Source organism: Flavobacterium sp. WC2416 (assembly GCF_041200095.1).
Classification (GTDB): domain Bacteria; phylum Bacteroidota; class Bacteroidia; order Flavobacteriales; family Flavobacteriaceae; genus Flavobacterium.
On record NZ_CP165626.1, the window covers coordinates 1,371,771 to 1,387,193 of the forward strand.

The window sequence follows — 15,423 nt, forward strand, 5'->3', positions numbered from 1 at the left end:
CTTTGCACAGTGAAAAAAATCGCACTCATAATCATTATAGTTCTTTTTCTAAAACCAGTGTTTCCGGTTATAGACTATATTGTTAATTATGATTATATCTCTACAGTACTTTGTGTAAATAAAGACAAACCGGAGTTGCATTGTAATGGAAAATGTCAGTTGATGAAAGAACTGGCAAATGCAGCTGATGATGAAAAACCCCTTTCTACCAATAAAAAAACAAATACCAATACGTTAAACGACCTTTTTGTCCAGGAAGTAAGTGAGTATGTATTTATGATTGGTAATAAACCAGTTCAATATATTTTAAATTCTAAATACACTAATTTATATTCCCATTTAGAAGTATACTCTATTTTTCATCCCCCCATTTTTATTTCTTAAATTTTAGTAAAAGCAGTGCCAGCTGTACTTTTCATTTGAACATCTTCATTTGAAATAGACTTGTGCGCAAAATTATTTTAAAAAAAGAATGAAAATTTAAAAAAAGAATGAAAAATATATTGAATAAAGCAATTGTAATTATTGCTATTAGTGTAGCATTTGCTTCATGCTCAAGTGATGAAATCGCAATTACAGGAACAGGAAATCTAGGAGTTGAATTTGATAATGCTTTTGGAGCCAATGATTTAATATTAGGAACTCAAGCAAATACCACTTCGAATAGTGAAATGCTTAAAATTAGTACCGTAAAATATATCATTAGTAATATCGTCTTGACAAAGGAAGATGGAACTACTTTTACCTATCCTAAAAGTCAAAGTTATTTTATTATTGATGAATCAGATTCTAATAAAAGAGTAGCGGAACTGGAAGGAATTCCTGCTGGAAATTACACCAAAATAAAATTCGGAATCGGAGTAGATAAAGCACAATGGGAACTTGGAGCAACAGGGCAAGGCGATTTTTTAGCTCAAGCTCAAGCAGCAGGAATGATGTGGAGTTGGTCAGCAGGTTATAAATTTGTGGCTTTCGAAGGAACATTTACCTCACCAACAGTAACAACTGCAAAAGATTTTAAAGTACACACAGGACAAACGGGAACCGATTATAATTATACCGAAGTAACACTTGATTTACCAACAAATGCGATGGTGAGAACAACAATTACTCCTGAAATCCACGTTGTTTCTGATGTATCTAAAATCATCGACGGAACAAATAAATTCAAATTATCAGAGAATGCAACTATTATGGGAGGTTCCAGCTTAGCACTTATCACGGCTAACCTATCTAATATGTTTACCGTTGCTCATGTTCATAATGATTAAATAATTAAGGAGGAGCACAACTATTCTTTTTCATAAGGAATAGTTGTCCCGCCTTATCCTTTATCCACGCCAAAAAAGGCGCGGGATATCGGTTCAGTCGGGGCTATTTAGTACTTCTTCGTTTCTAAAACATTTGAGATGAGAAAAATATATTATTGCTTGTTGCTATTTCCATTTTTATTCAGCTGTACGGATAATGACGATGCTTATATCAATAAACCATTGGCTGTTGTAGTTCCGTCCAATTTTCCAGAATTAGCCTATAACATTGCTCTTAATCCACCAACGGAAAAAGGATTTGAGCTAGGGAAAAAGTTGTTCTATGACGGCCGTTTGTCCTCAGATGGATTAGTTTCATGTGGATTTTGTCACATTCAGGAAAATGCATTTACACATCATGGGCACACTTTTAGTCATGGAGTAGGAGAAGGAATTGGTACTAGGAACACACCGGCTATCCAAAACATGGCCTACCAAACTACATTTATGTATGATGGAGCAGCGAATCATCTCGATTTACAACCCATAATACCGTTAACAAGTACTGTGGAAATGAATGGAGATTTAAATGCTATTCTAGTAATGATGAAAGCTGATCCAGTCTATAAAACCTTGTTTAAGCAGGCTTTTACAAATGGAGACATTACTATTGAGAACATGCTGAAAGCACTTTCCCAGTTTATGGTGATGCTCACTTCATCTGACTCTAAGTTTGATAAGTACAGAAGGGTTGAAACTGGAGGAAGCTTGACCACTGAGGAACTAGCAGGATATGCATTGTTTAATACAAAATGTGCTTCGTGCCACGCCACTGATTTGATGACGGATAACTCGTTCCGTAATAATGGATTGGTAATAAACCCTGCAATAAATGATGTAGGAAGGTATCGTGTTACGGAACTCGCCACCGATTATTATAAGTTTAAAGTGCCTAGTTTACGCAACGTAGCGATGACTGCTCCTTACATGCATGATGGTCGCTTTGGAACTTTAGAATCAGTATTGGATTATTACAGCTCAGGAGTTACTGATTCGCCAACATTGGATCCTATTTTAAAACAAAATGGTATTGTAGGGATTCCTCTTACTGCCACACAGAAAGTACAATTAATTGCATTCTTAAATACATTAACCGACAATCAATATCTTACAGATAAACGATTTTCAGAATATTAATTACAATGAAAAATAAAATAATAATAACTCTTTTTTCGCTTTTTGCTATTCAGTATGCATCTGCAAAGATTGAAAACGACAGCATTTCCAGATTCACCTTTGTAAAAATGCAATTGCTGGATGATTGTGATGCTTGCGGCTGTTCGGCAAGTGGTGGAAGTATGGGATTTAGCTCTATGCTTAATAGTAATTTTATTGGTGTTCGTTATTTTAATCAAAGTTATACGAGTCGTGATGGAATTTTTGCCAATTCCCCATGGATTGATGAAAACTTCAATACCGTACAAGTTTGGGCTAGAATTCCGGTAACACCAAAAATTCAACTAGCCGCCTTAATTCCGTATCAGTTTCATGAAAGAGCACTAACCACGGGAACGGAAAATATTCAAGGTCTTGGAGATATTTCAGTAATTGCAACCTATTCCGTTTATCAAACGGAAAAAGACAGCACGCTGTTTACGCATAATCTACAAGTTGGTGGAGGTGTGAAAATACCAACAGGTAAGTTTAATGAGGCAAATAATTCAGGAAGTGTAAACCAGAGTTTTCAGGTAGGTACAGGAAGTTTTGACTATCTGTTTGTGACTGAATATGTAATAAAAAAGCAAAATTTGGGTTTGAATGCTATGTTGAATTATACTGTTAAAACAGAAAATAAAAAGAATTATCAGTATGGGAATCAGCTTAATTATGGAAGTACTTTATTCTATCTTTTAGACTTTGATGCTATAAAACTGATGCCACAAGTTGGTCTTGCTGGTGAGGTTTATGAGTCCAATAAGCAGTATGGGACTACATTGCCTGATACTTCTGGAGCTATTCTGTTTAGTAAATTTGGTTTAGAAGCGGGGAAAGATAAGTTTTCTATTGGTGTCAATGCCATGTTTCCTATCAATCAAAATTTATCTAGTGGACGAATTGAAGCCAATTATCGTTGGAGTGTGAATTTGAATTATACTTTGTAAAAAGCACTTTTTTTGTAACAATTTAAATTTTTATAAAAGCTTGAATTTTGGAGATGCGTCTTCAAAATTCAAGTTTTTTTGTTTTATCTAAAATTAGAGCATGATAAATATCAGTTTTTTTATGGGGGATAATAACAATATTTGTGGATTATTTATTTAAAATTATAATCAATGACAACTACAAAACCATTACATACATTTCATATTCCTGTTATGGGATTGGCATACACGATTGATAGTCCGATTCGAGTTGCAAAATTTGGAATTTCCTCAGTGATTTCAATTATTGATGATGATCTTATTGAAAAAATGAGTGCTTTTTACAGCTCTAAATTCAATCTTCCTTATCAAGAAATCACACAAAAAATGCATGATTATCGTGCAAAAAGAATTACAACTTATTTGAATCTGGTTGACAAAATTGTAAAAGATAAGTTTGAAAACTTTAAAAATGAATTGTCTGAAAGCAAAATAGCATTAGACAATTATATTGCTATGTTGCCTAACAAATCAGCCATTAAAATTGGGTTGCAAAACATGATGGAAGACGGCAAGGAAGCAATTATGAATTATCTGGAAAGTAATCTAAGCCCTGGTGATATTGATGTGAATATCATGACTAAAATTGACAAGGATAATTTTATAAAAGACGAACAATTGCCTACTGAGTTTAATGACGCGCATGCTTCACTTCGTGGTTTTGCAAATAGTAATTTGTCGTCATCGGTTGTGCTTTCTGCAGGGATGAACCCCAGATTGTATAGCTATTTCGAAAATTTCGATGTTTTTTTTCCAGATGAAAATAATCATCTGAATAAAAAAATTATTTTAAAAGTTAGTGATTTTCGTTCGGCCATGATACAAGGAAATTTTTTAGCTAAGAAAGGACTTTGGGTTTCTGAGTACCGCGTAGAATCAGGATTGAATTGTGGAGGACATGCTTTCGCAACTGACGGTTATTTATTAGGACCTATTTTAGAAGAATTCAAAGAAAAGAAAGAACAATTAATTCAATCAGCTCATGAATTGATGGTAAAAGCTTTAGCTATTAAAGGGAAATACATTCCTGAAAATCCATTAGAATTAAAAATAACGGTTCAAGGTGGAGTAGGAACCGCAACAGAACATGACTTTTTATTGGATCACTATCAAGTGGATTCTGTCGGTTGGGGAAGTCCTTTTTTATTGGTTCCCGAGGCAACTTCTGTAGATGTCCATACCCGTGAATTATTGGCGAAAGCCAAAGAAGAAGATTTGTATCTAAGTCCAATTTCGCCATTAGGAATTCCGTTTAACACTTTGAGAGGAACGACAAATGAAACCCTCAAGCAAAAACGAATTCAAGATAATAAAGCAGGAAGTTCGTGTCCTAAAAGGTTTTTAGCATTGAGTAAGGAATTTGGAGCCGAAGGAATTTGTACCGCTTCTAAGAAATACCAAGATGTAAAATTGCAAGAATTAGAGGTGGAAAAAGAAACTTTGACAGCAACAATGTACGCGAATGCTAAAAATAAAATCACTGACAAATCCTGTCTTTGCGTTGGATTAGCCAATGCGTCTTATCTTGAAAACGACCTAAAAATTAAAGGGCAAGCACAAGGAGTGGTCATTTGCCCAGGACCCAATATGGCGTATTTTGATCATGAAGTTTCATTAATAAAAATGGTACAACATATTTATGGAAATGATACTGTATTAGATGGGGAAGGCCGTCCAAACATGTTTGTCAAAGAGTTGAAGATGTATACCGATTATTTAAAAAATGAAATTGCTACTGTTTCTACATCCATAACAGCGGGACAAATTAAAAAATGGAACTTGTTTAAAAATAATCTTTTAGAGGGTATCGGATATTATGAGAATTTATTTGCAACTCCGTTTTTTGTAAAGGATTTTGTGAATAGTAAAATTGATTTATTAGATCAGTATAAAACCGAAATTGCAAATATCAAAATTCCAGAATTGGAATTAGCTTAAAAAAAGCGGCTTGAATTTTCAAGCCGCTTTTTTTATTTATCTTCTGAAATTGAGATTCTCAAAAACTTGTTTAATGTATTGGTTGTTAAAAAAAATAATTAGGCTTTTAGTTCTGCCATATCCGCCAGCATAGTATCTAGCTTTTTTAATATTCTTCCGTATACGAGATTCAAATCCCATTTCCCGATTCTCCCTCCGAAATAGGCTAATAAACTAATAATAGTAATCGCTATGATGATTAGAATTAGGGGAAAGCCTAAGATTAAATAGGTGTTGGGGTATTCCAAAAGCAAATAGTTTAAAAGTCTGTCACCCGGAACGTCTCCTCCAATGCTTCCAAACCAAAAACCGGAAACCATGATTATGAATACGTAAGGATATAAAAAAGTTGACAACTTAGTGTTTACTGAAACCATTTCTTTTGTCCATTTGTCAAACGAAAGGAGGTATTGGTAACTGCTAACGGTTTTGTCTATTTTGTCTAAACTTTTACCAAATTTATCAGCAATAGCAGCTAATACATTAAATAAAATAAATATTCCGATACCCATATAGGGTATTTTGACTAAAAAAGAAATAGGTAAAATGATAAAGGCAAATGCAAGAACTGCAATCCGATTTATTTTATACATTCTTTTAAATTGTTCTACTATATCTATCGACTTTCGATTGTAGAGGTCATTCAATTTTGGTGCTATTAAAGCATCATTTTTCAAAAAACCTTCGTTCCAAATTGTTTCAATTGACTTTTCCATCTAATAATTTTTTTAAGCGTTCTTTAATTCTTTTAATGCGCACCCCAATGTTGTTTTGGTTTGTTCCAATAATTTCAGCAATTTCTTGGTACGACTTTTCTTCTAAATAAAGCATAATGACTGCTCTGTCAATTTCAGATAATTGTCTGATGGCTTGAAAGAGTTGGTTAAGAGATTCATCTACAAAAGAACGGCTGTCCTCTATTGCCTCGTCAGGCATAGCATCAGAAACGAAATGATGTTTCTTTTTTTTCTTCAGTAAAGTCAAACACACATTCAATGATATCCTGTAAATCCAAGTAGACCATTCTGATTGTTCACGGAAATTAGCATGACTTTTCCAAATCTGTAAACAAACTTCTTGGTAGTAATCTTCAAAATCCTCTTGGGTGTTAGTATACGCCCTGCAAATCTTGATAATGATTCCTGAATACGGTAAAATGAATGTGGTGTAAAAATCGCTACTCACTATGTTTTTTCTTAATTAGTGGCTAAAGTTTAGAATTATTACAGGTAAAAAGATTTTTTTTTTAAAGTTATCAAAAAAGGCTAAATTTTAAGCTCGCTTTTTTAGTAGAGGAGTAATTTGATTTAGCATTTGTTTTTATACGCTACCACAATTTTTTGTATGGCATTTAGTGAAAGTTTATGAATTAAAAAATGAGTTTGAAAAGGTTCTCAAACTCATTTTTTAATCTGAATAAGTACTGAATTGTTAATTCCAGAATTGATCTTCTTCATTTTCTATAAAGGCCATTTTTGAATGTGCTTCTTCGATTTCAGTTAGTTGCTCTACCGATGCAAATTTTTGAATTTCAGCATAAAGAGTGTGTTCTTCAAAGCGGATGTGTGATTCTATTTCTTCTTCAATTTGGACTAACGTTTTTTCAATTTGTTCTGATTTTTTGAATAAACGCCTTAATCGGCGGTGGTCTGTCAAAGCTCTTTTAATCAATTCATTTTGATTGCCTAAAATAGGAAAAAGAAGTTCTTCTTCCAGTTGTAAATGTGGGACTATTTGATTTTCATAATACCAATCTACATATTTCTTAATTCGTTTTGGCTCTATTTTTTTGTTAAATCCAATTCTAATTTTCCTGCTTAAAAGTAATCCGTTATGATGATGAACAGTAATGGATTGTAATTCTTTAGCTCGTTTAATAGGTAATGATTCTGACATAATGACTTTGTTTATAATTCTTTAAAATATAGGACTAGTATATTTATCAAGAAGTAATATTGATCTTTCCTTAAAATAAAAAAGGAGTTCCAATTGGAACTCCTTTTTGTATCTCTATTATCCTTTCAATCGGCACGCTTTAACATCACCTTCAACAACTACTTCGGTCATTCCAAGTGAAGAAAGGTTTTTCATGGCTTTATCCCATTTTTTACCGCTCAATTCTGATTTTATTTTTAGTAAACCAAATTCCATTTGGTTATCATTTGCTTCTAAAATAGCAACAATTGTTTTTTCATCTGCTTCAAGCTCCACCACAATTTGTTTTTTCTCTGGACGCATTTGTGGAAACAACAATACTTCTTGAATAGAGGCATTATTAGTCAAGAACATAATTAAACGGTCCATTCCAATTCCCATTCCTGATGTAGGAGGCATTCCGTATTCTAATGCTCTAAGGAAATCTTCGTCTATGAATTCAGTTGCTTCATCATCTCCTTTTGCAGCTAGTTTTAATTGCTCTTCAAAACGTTCTCTTTGGTCAATTGGGTCGTTTAATTCTGAATACGCATTGGCTACTTCTTTACCACAAACCATTAATTCAAAACGTTCCGTCAAATCTGGATTGTCACGGTGCTCTTTACAAAGTGGAGACATTTCCTTTGGGTAATCAGTGATGAATGTTGGCTGAATGTAATTCCCTTCACATTTAGCACCAAAAATCTCATCAATCAATTTTCCTTTACCCATGGTAGCGTCAACCTCAATTCCCATTCCGCGAGCCGCTTCAAAAAGTTCCGTTTCGCTTTTTCCTGAAATATCAAAACCAGTAAAATGTTTGATAGAATCAGTCATAGTAACGCGAGCATAAGGTGCTTTAAAGTTGATAGTGTGTTCTCCAAAAGTCGCTTCACTAGTTCCATTAACAGCAATGGCGCAATGCTCTAGAAGATCTTCGGCAAATTCTATCATCCAGTTGTAGTCTTTATAGGCTACATATATTTCCATAGCGGTAAATTCTGGGTTATGGGTTCTATCCATTCCTTCATTTCTGAAGTTTTTAGAAAACTCATAAACTCCTTCAAAACCACCAACAATTAATCTTTTCAAATACAATTCGTTTGCAATACGCATGTAAAGCGGAATGTCGAGCGAGTTGTGATGTGTGATAAACGGACGTGCTGCTGCTCCACCAGGAATAGGTTGTAAAACTGGAGTCTCCACCTCAAGATATCCTCTATCATTGAAGAAATTACGCATCGCATTGAACATTTTTGTTCTTTTGATAAACGTTTCTTTCACATTTTGATTCACAGTTAAATCCACATAACGCATTCTGTAACGTAATTCAGCGTCATTAAAAGCATCGTGTACTTTTCCGTCTTCGTCTACTTTTGGTAAAGGCAACGGACGTAATGTTTTGCTCAAGAAAGTAAAACCATCCACACGAATACATTGTGCGCCTACTTTAGTAGTAAACAATTCTCCTTCAATACCAATAAAATCACCTAAATCAGTTAATTTTTTAAATACCTGATTGTATAATGTTTTATCATCACCTTCACACAATACATCGCGATTCACATACAATTGTATGCGCCCTTCGCTATCTTGTAGTTCAGCAAAACAAGCTTTTCCTTGATCTCTCACACTCATCAAACGCCCAGCAACAATGACCTTTTTACCTTCTTCAAAGCTTTCCTTTATTTGCTTCGAAGTATGATTTACTGGAAAAAGATTAGCTGGATAAGGGTTTATTCCCAAATTACGTAAGTTTTGTAGTTTTTCTCTACGGATAATTTCTTGTTCTGATAATGCCATTTTATGCTGATTTTAAGAGCGCAAAGATACTTTATAAGTCGCAAAATCGCAAAGTTTTATGGGAGCAAAGTTTTTTTTGGAGCATTTTCCAGCTTTCCGTTACAATCTTTAGTTTTTTAAAGAAAAAAACTAAAGGATTTCCACTTTAATCTGGGCTAGGGATTCGAGTAATTATACTATATTCGATACTAATTTATAATCCAAATTTAAAAACTTGAAAACTAAAATATATCTACTTCTCATTTTAATGGTATCCTTAACTAGTTGCCAAATAACAGAAACTATTTATTTAAACCAAGATGGCTCTGGTAAAATAGAAACGGAATCGCTACGGGACGAAAATAGTTATATGCAATTGTCTGGTGAAAATTATTCAAAAGAGGAGAAATTTGAAGACACTACTTATATTTTTAAGGATTACATAAATAAATATTTGGAGAATTTTTTAAAACTTCCATCATTCGAAAAAGCTATTTTTCAAAAATATGCAGCAGTTCAGGTTCATATTAAGAATAGTTCTTATGAGAAAGAATTTCGAACAAAGATGAATCTAGATTTCAATAATATGCAAGAAGTGCCTGATTTATATAAAACTCAAGAATATGCAGATGATTTAGAACATAATTATGCTTTATCTGCCGAAGAACATTATTATAATGTCAGTTATACTTTTGACGGAAGTCATTTTAAAAGAATGGTAAAAATTACTGATGAAGCTGAATTAAAAAAACAGCAGGATAAAATAGCCGAATTAAAAATTCGGTTTTCTAATTTAAAAATAAGTCAGCCATATGTTTTACGTTATCATTTCCCTAAAAAAATAAAATCTGTTTCGAACACAAAGGCAATAATTAGCGAAGACAAAAAATCATTGGAATTGCATTTTCTATTAACAGATTGTCTTCAAAATCCTGAGATTACTAATTTGGAAGTAGTTTTAGAGTAACGATGTTGAACTTAAAAAATCGTTTTTCTTGTCAAGTCGAGCGCAGTCGAGACTCATCTAGTTGGTCTCGACTGCGCTCGACTTGACAAATGTGTAATAGAAAACAACTTATTCATTCTTAAAAACTTTGTACCTTTGTACCTCTGAAAATTTGAGACTTCAAAAAATGAATAAAACAATCCAACTTCAAGATTTAGGAAATAAAGACTACAAAGCAACTTGGGAATACCAAGAAGAATTGTTTAAAGGCGTTGTAGATTTAAAAATTAAGAATAGGAGAGAAGAACTGGAATTAGAAACGCCCAATTATTTTCTATTTGTAGAGCATCCGCATGTGTATACATTAGGGAAAAGTGGGGATTTGAGTAATTTATTGTTATCCGAAAAACAATTGGAAGACAAAGGAGCTACTTTCTACAAAATCAATCGTGGTGGTGATATTACCTATCATGGGCCAGGACAAATTGTAGGTTATCCTATTTTAGACTTAGAAAATTTCTTTACTGACATTCATAAATACTTGCGTTTTCTGGAAGAATCTATTATTCTTACACTTCAAGAATACGGTTTAGAATGTGGACGAAGCGAAGGAGAAACTGGAGTTTGGCTAGGTGTTGGAACTCCTTTTGCACGAAAAATATGTGCTATGGGTGTTCGTGCTTCGCGCTGGGTAACCATGCATGGATTTGCTTTAAACGTCAATGCCGATTTGGGATATTTTGACAACATCATTCCTTGCGGAATTCGAGGCAAAGCAGTCACTTCTTTACAAGTAGAATTGGGAGTTGAAAGAGTAGATGAAGAGGAAGTTAAAGGTAAAATTTTGAAACACTTCTCACAATTATTTGATGCAACTTTCGTGAAATCTGAAATCATCAATCGTTAATCATAGATCAAATTTATACTGTTCCGGCAATAATCGAAAACTCATTCGGTGGTATTTAGTTACCCCATATTTTCTAATTGCTTCTCGATGTTCTTTAGTTGGGTAGCCTTTGTTTTTTTTCCAATTGTACATGGGGAATTCCTCATGAATGGCATTCATATACTTGTCCCGATACGTTTTGGCCAAAACGGAAGCCGCAGCAATACTCATGAATTTAGCATCTCCTTTTACAATGCTTTGATTCGGAATTGATTTTAATAATTCAATTTCAGTTTTTGAAAATTGCTTTCCAAAAGTACTTTTTAAACCCAGTTTTGCATTCAATAACCGGTTGCCATCAACAATAATAAATTCAGGGACTGGATTTAATTTCAAAACACATTCTTGCATTCCTTTCATCGAAGCATTCAAGATATTTATTTCATCAATTTCATTGGGATACAAATGAGTTACAGCAAATGAAACAGCTTGATTTTCGATAATAGGCCTTAGTTTTTCTCTCGTTTTTTCGGTTAACTGCTTGCTGTCATTTAAGGTTGTATTTTCGAAATCTTGTGGTAGAATCACTGCAGCCGCAGTTACAGGACCAGCGAGACAGCCACGTCCCGCTTCATCGGTTCCAGTTTCTAGAATAAAATTAGAAAAATTAAGTGCAAGCATATTATTTTTTTGGTTTAACAAAGGTTATGAAATTTTATTAATAATGTTTCGTTATTTTAAATATTTGCAATATTAAGTCTGTAAATTATGGTGTTTTTTTATATGATTTTATCATTTACCTTTGCTCGTATTACTAGTGTGAAAATAATAGCCCTAATTATATATCCGTTTCAATGAGAATCCTCTTTTTTTTATATTTCATAATATTTCCTACTCTTTTGTTTTCTCAAGTAAATTCAGGAAATGGCGGCAATAATAACAACAATAATAAATATCAAAGAGAATCAGATTCAATTAAAGTTCAAAAAGTAGCTACGATGGATATGTACCGTTTTATAAACATAGAACGTGATACCACTTATCTTGATACTGCTCTTACTATTAAAAGAGAATATTCGTTTAATTATTTACGAAAAGACATTTTTGGACTTTTACCCTTTTCTAATGAAGGGCAAACCTATAACACACTTCAATATAGTTTAACAGAGTTTTCTCCATATCCAGAATTTGGTTTCAAGGCAAAACATTTTAATTTTTTGGAAGCCAATCAAATTAAATACAGCTCTGTAGCAACTCCAGTAACTGAATTGTACTTCAAATCGGTTATGCAAAAAGGACAATCTCTGGATGCTTTTTTTGCTATAAATACGTCACCTAGACTCAATTTTTCTATCGCTTATAAAGGATTGCGTTCTGAGGGAAAATATATTAATCAGTTGGCTAGTACAGGAAATTTTAGATTCACAACAAGTTACAACACGCTAAATAACCGCTATGTTGCCAATGCTCATTTTACATATCAAGATATTTTAAATGAAGAAAATGGGGGTATAACAACCATTTCTGATTTTGAAAGCGAAGATCCTAAATACGATAATAGACAACGATTGGAGGTTTATTTCAATGATGCCAAATCCTTCTTAAAAGGGAAACGTTTTTTTGTGGATCATTTTTTCAGAGTGAATCCAACCAAGGGAGAAAATAATTTATATGTTGCCCATCAATTCAATTACGAAAATAAGTTTTTCGAATACAATCAAGCTACGGTTCCTTCTACAGTAGGTTCTTCAATTGTTTATAGATTTGGGGATTCTTTTGTAAGTTCTGGAATCAATGATCAAACGCATTACAATAAAATGTATAATAAAGTGGGGTTGGTTTATGAGAATACGACTTTAGGTAAATTTCAGTTTTTTGCCGATGATTTTAGATCGAATTATTACTACAATCAAATATTGATTTTTGATACTAAAACCGTTCCTGCTTCTTTGTCTAGAAATATTAATAGTGCAGGTGGGCAATACGAATATCAAAAAAATAAATGGAACGGAAAATTCTTGTATTCAAGATCGGTTACAAATCAATCGTTGTCGAATTTAGATGCTAAGTTGCATTATGAAATGAATGATGATTATCAATTTTCATTTGGATACCAAAACTTAAATAAACTACCAAACGATAATTACAACTTATATCAAAGTAGTTATATAAATTACAACTGGTCGAATGATTTCAAAAACGAAAAAATAAATTCGATAACTGCCAATGCGTCGACGCCATGGATTGAAGCTTCTCTTCAATTAATGACATTAAATGATCACTTGTATTTTGAAAACACAGCAACTGATGACAGCCAGCAAATTGTAACGCCAAAACAATATGGTAATACGATAAATTACATTTCTGTTAAAGCGAGTAAGGAATTTAAATTCGGGAGATTTGCTTTAGATAATACCGTTTTATACCAAAAAGCAGATCAACAAGATGCTATTTTAAATGTTCCCGAAATAGTGACTAGAAACACCATTTATTATACTAATTACCTGTTCAAAAAAGCGTTGTTTTTGCAAACTGGTTTCACATTGAATTATTTTACAAGCTACTTGGCGAATGATTATAATCCGGTTATTGGAGAATTTTTTGTTCAAAATAAAAAAGAAATTGGTAATTATCCTAATGTTGATTTTTTCGTTAATGCTCGCATTCAACGAACAAGAATCTACTTCAAAGCAGAGCATTTTAATTCTTCTTTTACAGGAAATAACTTCTATTCAGCACCCAATAGTCCGTATCGTGATTTCACAGTTCGCTTTGGTTTAATCTGGAACTTCTTTAACTAATTCCCATTCGATTTTAAGTTTTTCTTGGGCGTTTCATCCTGCTATCCGCTATAGCTGCCACTTGCTTAAAGGGAGCAAGTAGAGGATGTCGCTTTTATCACGAACGCAAAACAGACTAATTGATGCTATTTTATAACAAAATGCTATCTTTGCGACTACATTTATAACATTTTGCAATTATTAAAATAAAATCAAATGCATTACGCTGAAAATATATTAGGTACAATAGGAAATACTCCTTTGGTTAAATTGAACAAAGTAACCGAAGGAATAGACGCTTTAGTACTTGCCAAAGTGGAAACCTTCAACCCAGGAAATTCTGTAAAAGATAGAATGGCAGTAAAAATGATTGAAGATGCCGAAGCGGACGGCCGTCTAAAACCAGGCGGAACTATTATTGAAGGTACTTCTGGAAATACAGGAATGGGATTAGCCTTAGTAGCAATTATAAAAGGCTACAAATTAATCTGTGTGATTTCTGATAAACAATCCAAAGAAAAAATGGATATTCTACGCGCTGTGGGAGCAAAAGTAGTGGTTTGTCCTACTGATGTAGAGCCTACAGATCCAAGATCATATTATTCTGTTTCTAAAAGATTAGCGGAGGAAACTCCTAATTCTTGGTACGTAAACCAATACGATAATCCATCAAATGCCATAGCACATTACGAACAAACGGGACCGGAAATTTGGGAACAAACAGAAGGTAAGATTACTCATTTTGTTTCGGGTGTAGGAACAGGAGGAACGATTTCAGGAGTAGGAAAATATTTAAAAGAGAAAAATCCAAATATTAAGATTTGGGGAATCGATACTTATGGTTCTGTTTTTAAAAAATACCATGAAACTGGAATTTTTGACGAAAACGAAATCTATTCTTATATCACGGAAGGAATTGGCGAAGATATACTTCCTAAAAATGTTGATTTCTCTTTAATTGACGGGTTTACAAAAGTAACCGATAAGGATGCAGCTGTTTATACGCGTAAAATTGCATTAGAGGAAGGAATATTTGTTGGAAATTCGGCTGGTGCAGCCGTAAAAGGATTATTGCAACTCAAAGAACATTTTAAGAAAGACGATGTAGTAGTCGTGTTGTTTCATGATTCAGGAAGTCGTTATGTAGGTAAAATGTTTAATGATGACTGGATGCGCGAACGCGGATTCCTAGAAGAGACAGTTACTAAAGCAGAAGATGTTATCAAAGATCATATTGATAAACCATTAATTGTTGCACGAACTGAAGAATTAGTTTCTCATGCTATTGAAAGAATGCGTCAATATAAAATTTCTCAAATTCCTGTAATGGATATTACTGGATTTGTAGGTTCTCTTGATGAATCTGATTTGTTTCAAAGTTATGTAAGCGATAAAAATACCGCTGATAGACCCATTCGTGAGATCATGGGGAAACCCTATCCAATTGTGGAGTTAGGGACTACTATTGAAGCAGTATCTAAATTATTCTCTAGAGAAAACGCAGCTGTTTTGATTGATTTAGGAAACGGGAAACACCATATAATTACCAAATATGATATTATTGGATCAATAAAATAATTTCAAACCAATTTTTTTTTTGCCACGAATTACATAGATAAGCATAAATTAATTTTGTGTTCTATTTTAAATTCGTGGCTTTTTTAATTTCTAAAACGAGTTTTTTTAA

14 protein-coding genes are annotated in these 15,423 nt (G+C 33.3%); 9 read left to right on the forward strand and 5 right to left on the reverse strand.

From position 1 onward, the window contains the following. The first annotated feature begins 9 nt into the window (after positions 1-9). The 5 genes from AB3G39_RS05755 (at position 10) to AB3G39_RS05775 (ending at position 5,389) form a co-directional block, all read left to right on the forward strand. Positions 10-384, forward strand: coding sequence for a hypothetical protein (locus tag AB3G39_RS05755; RefSeq protein ID WP_369766216.1), 375 nt, complete (start codon positions 10-12; stop codon positions 382-384). A gap of 107 nt (positions 385-491) precedes the next feature. Further along, entirely contained in the window at positions 492-1,271 is a 780-nt protein-coding gene (locus AB3G39_RS05760) for an MbnP family protein (RefSeq protein ID WP_369769739.1), read from the forward strand. Positions 1,272-1,409: 138 nt separating this feature from the next. Next, complete coding sequence (locus tag AB3G39_RS05765; protein ID WP_369769740.1) at positions 1,410-2,447, forward strand: cytochrome-c peroxidase; 1,038 nt, start codon at positions 1,410-1,412, stop codon at positions 2,445-2,447. 5 nt (positions 2,448-2,452) lie between these two features. Further along, positions 2,453-3,412, forward strand: a complete 960-nt coding sequence (locus tag AB3G39_RS05770; protein ID WP_367754899.1) for a transporter — start codon at positions 2,453-2,455, stop codon at positions 3,410-3,412. Between the two features lie 171 nt (positions 3,413-3,583). After that, the gene (locus AB3G39_RS05775; RefSeq protein ID WP_369766218.1) at positions 3,584-5,389 is read left to right on the forward strand and encodes a hypothetical protein; all 1,806 of its coding nucleotides are present in this window, start codon (positions 3,584-3,586) and stop codon (positions 5,387-5,389) included. Positions 5,390-5,487: 98 nt separating this feature from the next. Here the strand turns inward: AB3G39_RS05775 and AB3G39_RS05780 are convergent, their stop codons facing one another. The 4 genes from AB3G39_RS05780 to lysS all read right to left on the reverse strand — a co-directional run bounded on the left by AB3G39_RS05780 (position 5,488) and on the right by lysS (position 9,145). After that, positions 5,488-6,144 (reverse strand): hypothetical protein, encoded by a 657-nt coding sequence (locus tag AB3G39_RS05780; protein ID WP_367754895.1) that lies wholly within the window; start codon positions 6,142-6,144, stop codon positions 5,488-5,490. Beyond that, complete coding sequence (locus tag AB3G39_RS05785; protein WP_367754893.1) at positions 6,128-6,613, reverse strand: RNA polymerase sigma factor; 486 nt, start codon at positions 6,611-6,613, stop codon at positions 6,128-6,130. Before AB3G39_RS05785 ends, AB3G39_RS05780 begins: the two co-directional genes overlap by 17 nt. Before the next feature lie 246 nt (positions 6,614-6,859). Beyond that, positions 6,860-7,324, reverse strand: coding sequence for a hemerythrin domain-containing protein (locus AB3G39_RS05790; RefSeq protein WP_367754891.1), 465 nt, complete (start codon positions 7,322-7,324; stop codon positions 6,860-6,862). A gap of 117 nt (positions 7,325-7,441) precedes the next feature. Further along, entirely contained in the window at positions 7,442-9,145 is a 1,704-nt protein-coding gene (gene lysS, locus AB3G39_RS05795) for a lysine--tRNA ligase (RefSeq protein ID WP_369769741.1), read from the reverse strand. Between the two features lie 214 nt (positions 9,146-9,359). Between lysS and AB3G39_RS05800 the strand changes: the two genes are divergently transcribed. Both AB3G39_RS05800 and lipB read left to right on the forward strand, forming a co-directional pair. Then, complete coding sequence (locus AB3G39_RS05800; protein WP_369766219.1) at positions 9,360-10,091, forward strand: hypothetical protein; 732 nt, start codon at positions 9,360-9,362, stop codon at positions 10,089-10,091. A gap of 166 nt (positions 10,092-10,257) precedes the next feature. After that, positions 10,258-10,977 (forward strand): lipoyl(octanoyl) transferase LipB, encoded by a 720-nt coding sequence (gene lipB, locus AB3G39_RS05805; protein WP_369752469.1) that lies wholly within the window; start codon positions 10,258-10,260, stop codon positions 10,975-10,977. On the opposite strand, the gene AB3G39_RS05810 is transcribed toward lipB, so the two are convergent. Next, complete coding sequence (locus AB3G39_RS05810) at positions 10,978-11,637, reverse strand: ribonuclease HII (protein WP_369766220.1); 660 nt, start codon at positions 11,635-11,637, stop codon at positions 10,978-10,980. 173 nt (positions 11,638-11,810) lie between these two features. Here AB3G39_RS05810 and AB3G39_RS05815 point away from each other — a divergent pair, with 173 nt between their 5' ends. Both AB3G39_RS05815 and AB3G39_RS05820 read left to right on the forward strand, forming a co-directional pair. Next, the gene (locus AB3G39_RS05815; protein WP_369766221.1) at positions 11,811-13,757 is read left to right on the forward strand and encodes a putative porin; all 1,947 of its coding nucleotides are present in this window, start codon (positions 11,811-11,813) and stop codon (positions 13,755-13,757) included. Between the two features lie 195 nt (positions 13,758-13,952). After that, entirely contained in the window at positions 13,953-15,314 is a 1,362-nt protein-coding gene (locus AB3G39_RS05820; RefSeq protein WP_367771766.1) for a pyridoxal-phosphate dependent enzyme, read from the forward strand. The last annotated feature ends 109 nt before the right edge of the window (positions 15,315-15,423 follow it).

Excerpts from the sequence above, each read along its gene's own strand:
- AB3G39_RS05815 (WP_369766221.1), top strand. The coding sequence starts at position 11,811 with ATGAGAATCCTCTTTTTTTTATATTTCATAATATTTCCTACTCTTTTG.
- AB3G39_RS05775 (WP_369766218.1), top strand. The coding sequence starts at position 3,584 with ATGACAACTACAAAACCATTACATACATTTCATATTCCTGTTATGGGA.
- AB3G39_RS05780 (WP_367754895.1), bottom strand. The coding sequence starts at position 6,144 with ATGGAAAAGTCAATTGAAACAATTTGGAACGAAGGTTTTTTGAAAAAT.
- AB3G39_RS05810 (WP_369766220.1), bottom strand. The coding sequence starts at position 11,637 with ATGCTTGCACTTAATTTTTCTAATTTTATTCTAGAAACTGGAACCGAT.
- AB3G39_RS05760 (WP_369769739.1), top strand. The coding sequence starts at position 492 with ATGAAAAATATATTGAATAAAGCAATTGTAATTATTGCTATTAGTGTA.
- AB3G39_RS05790 (WP_367754891.1), bottom strand. The coding sequence starts at position 7,324 with ATGTCAGAATCATTACCTATTAAACGAGCTAAAGAATTACAATCCATT.
- AB3G39_RS05820 (WP_367771766.1), top strand. The coding sequence starts at position 13,953 with ATGCATTACGCTGAAAATATATTAGGTACAATAGGAAATACTCCTTTG.
- AB3G39_RS05765 (WP_369769740.1), top strand. The coding sequence starts at position 1,410 with ATGAGAAAAATATATTATTGCTTGTTGCTATTTCCATTTTTATTCAGC.
- lipB (WP_369752469.1), top strand. The coding sequence starts at position 10,258 with ATGAATAAAACAATCCAACTTCAAGATTTAGGAAATAAAGACTACAAA.
- AB3G39_RS05770 (WP_367754899.1), top strand. The coding sequence starts at position 2,453 with ATGAAAAATAAAATAATAATAACTCTTTTTTCGCTTTTTGCTATTCAG.
- lysS (WP_369769741.1), bottom strand. The coding sequence starts at position 9,145 with ATGGCATTATCAGAACAAGAAATTATCCGTAGAGAAAAACTACAAAAC.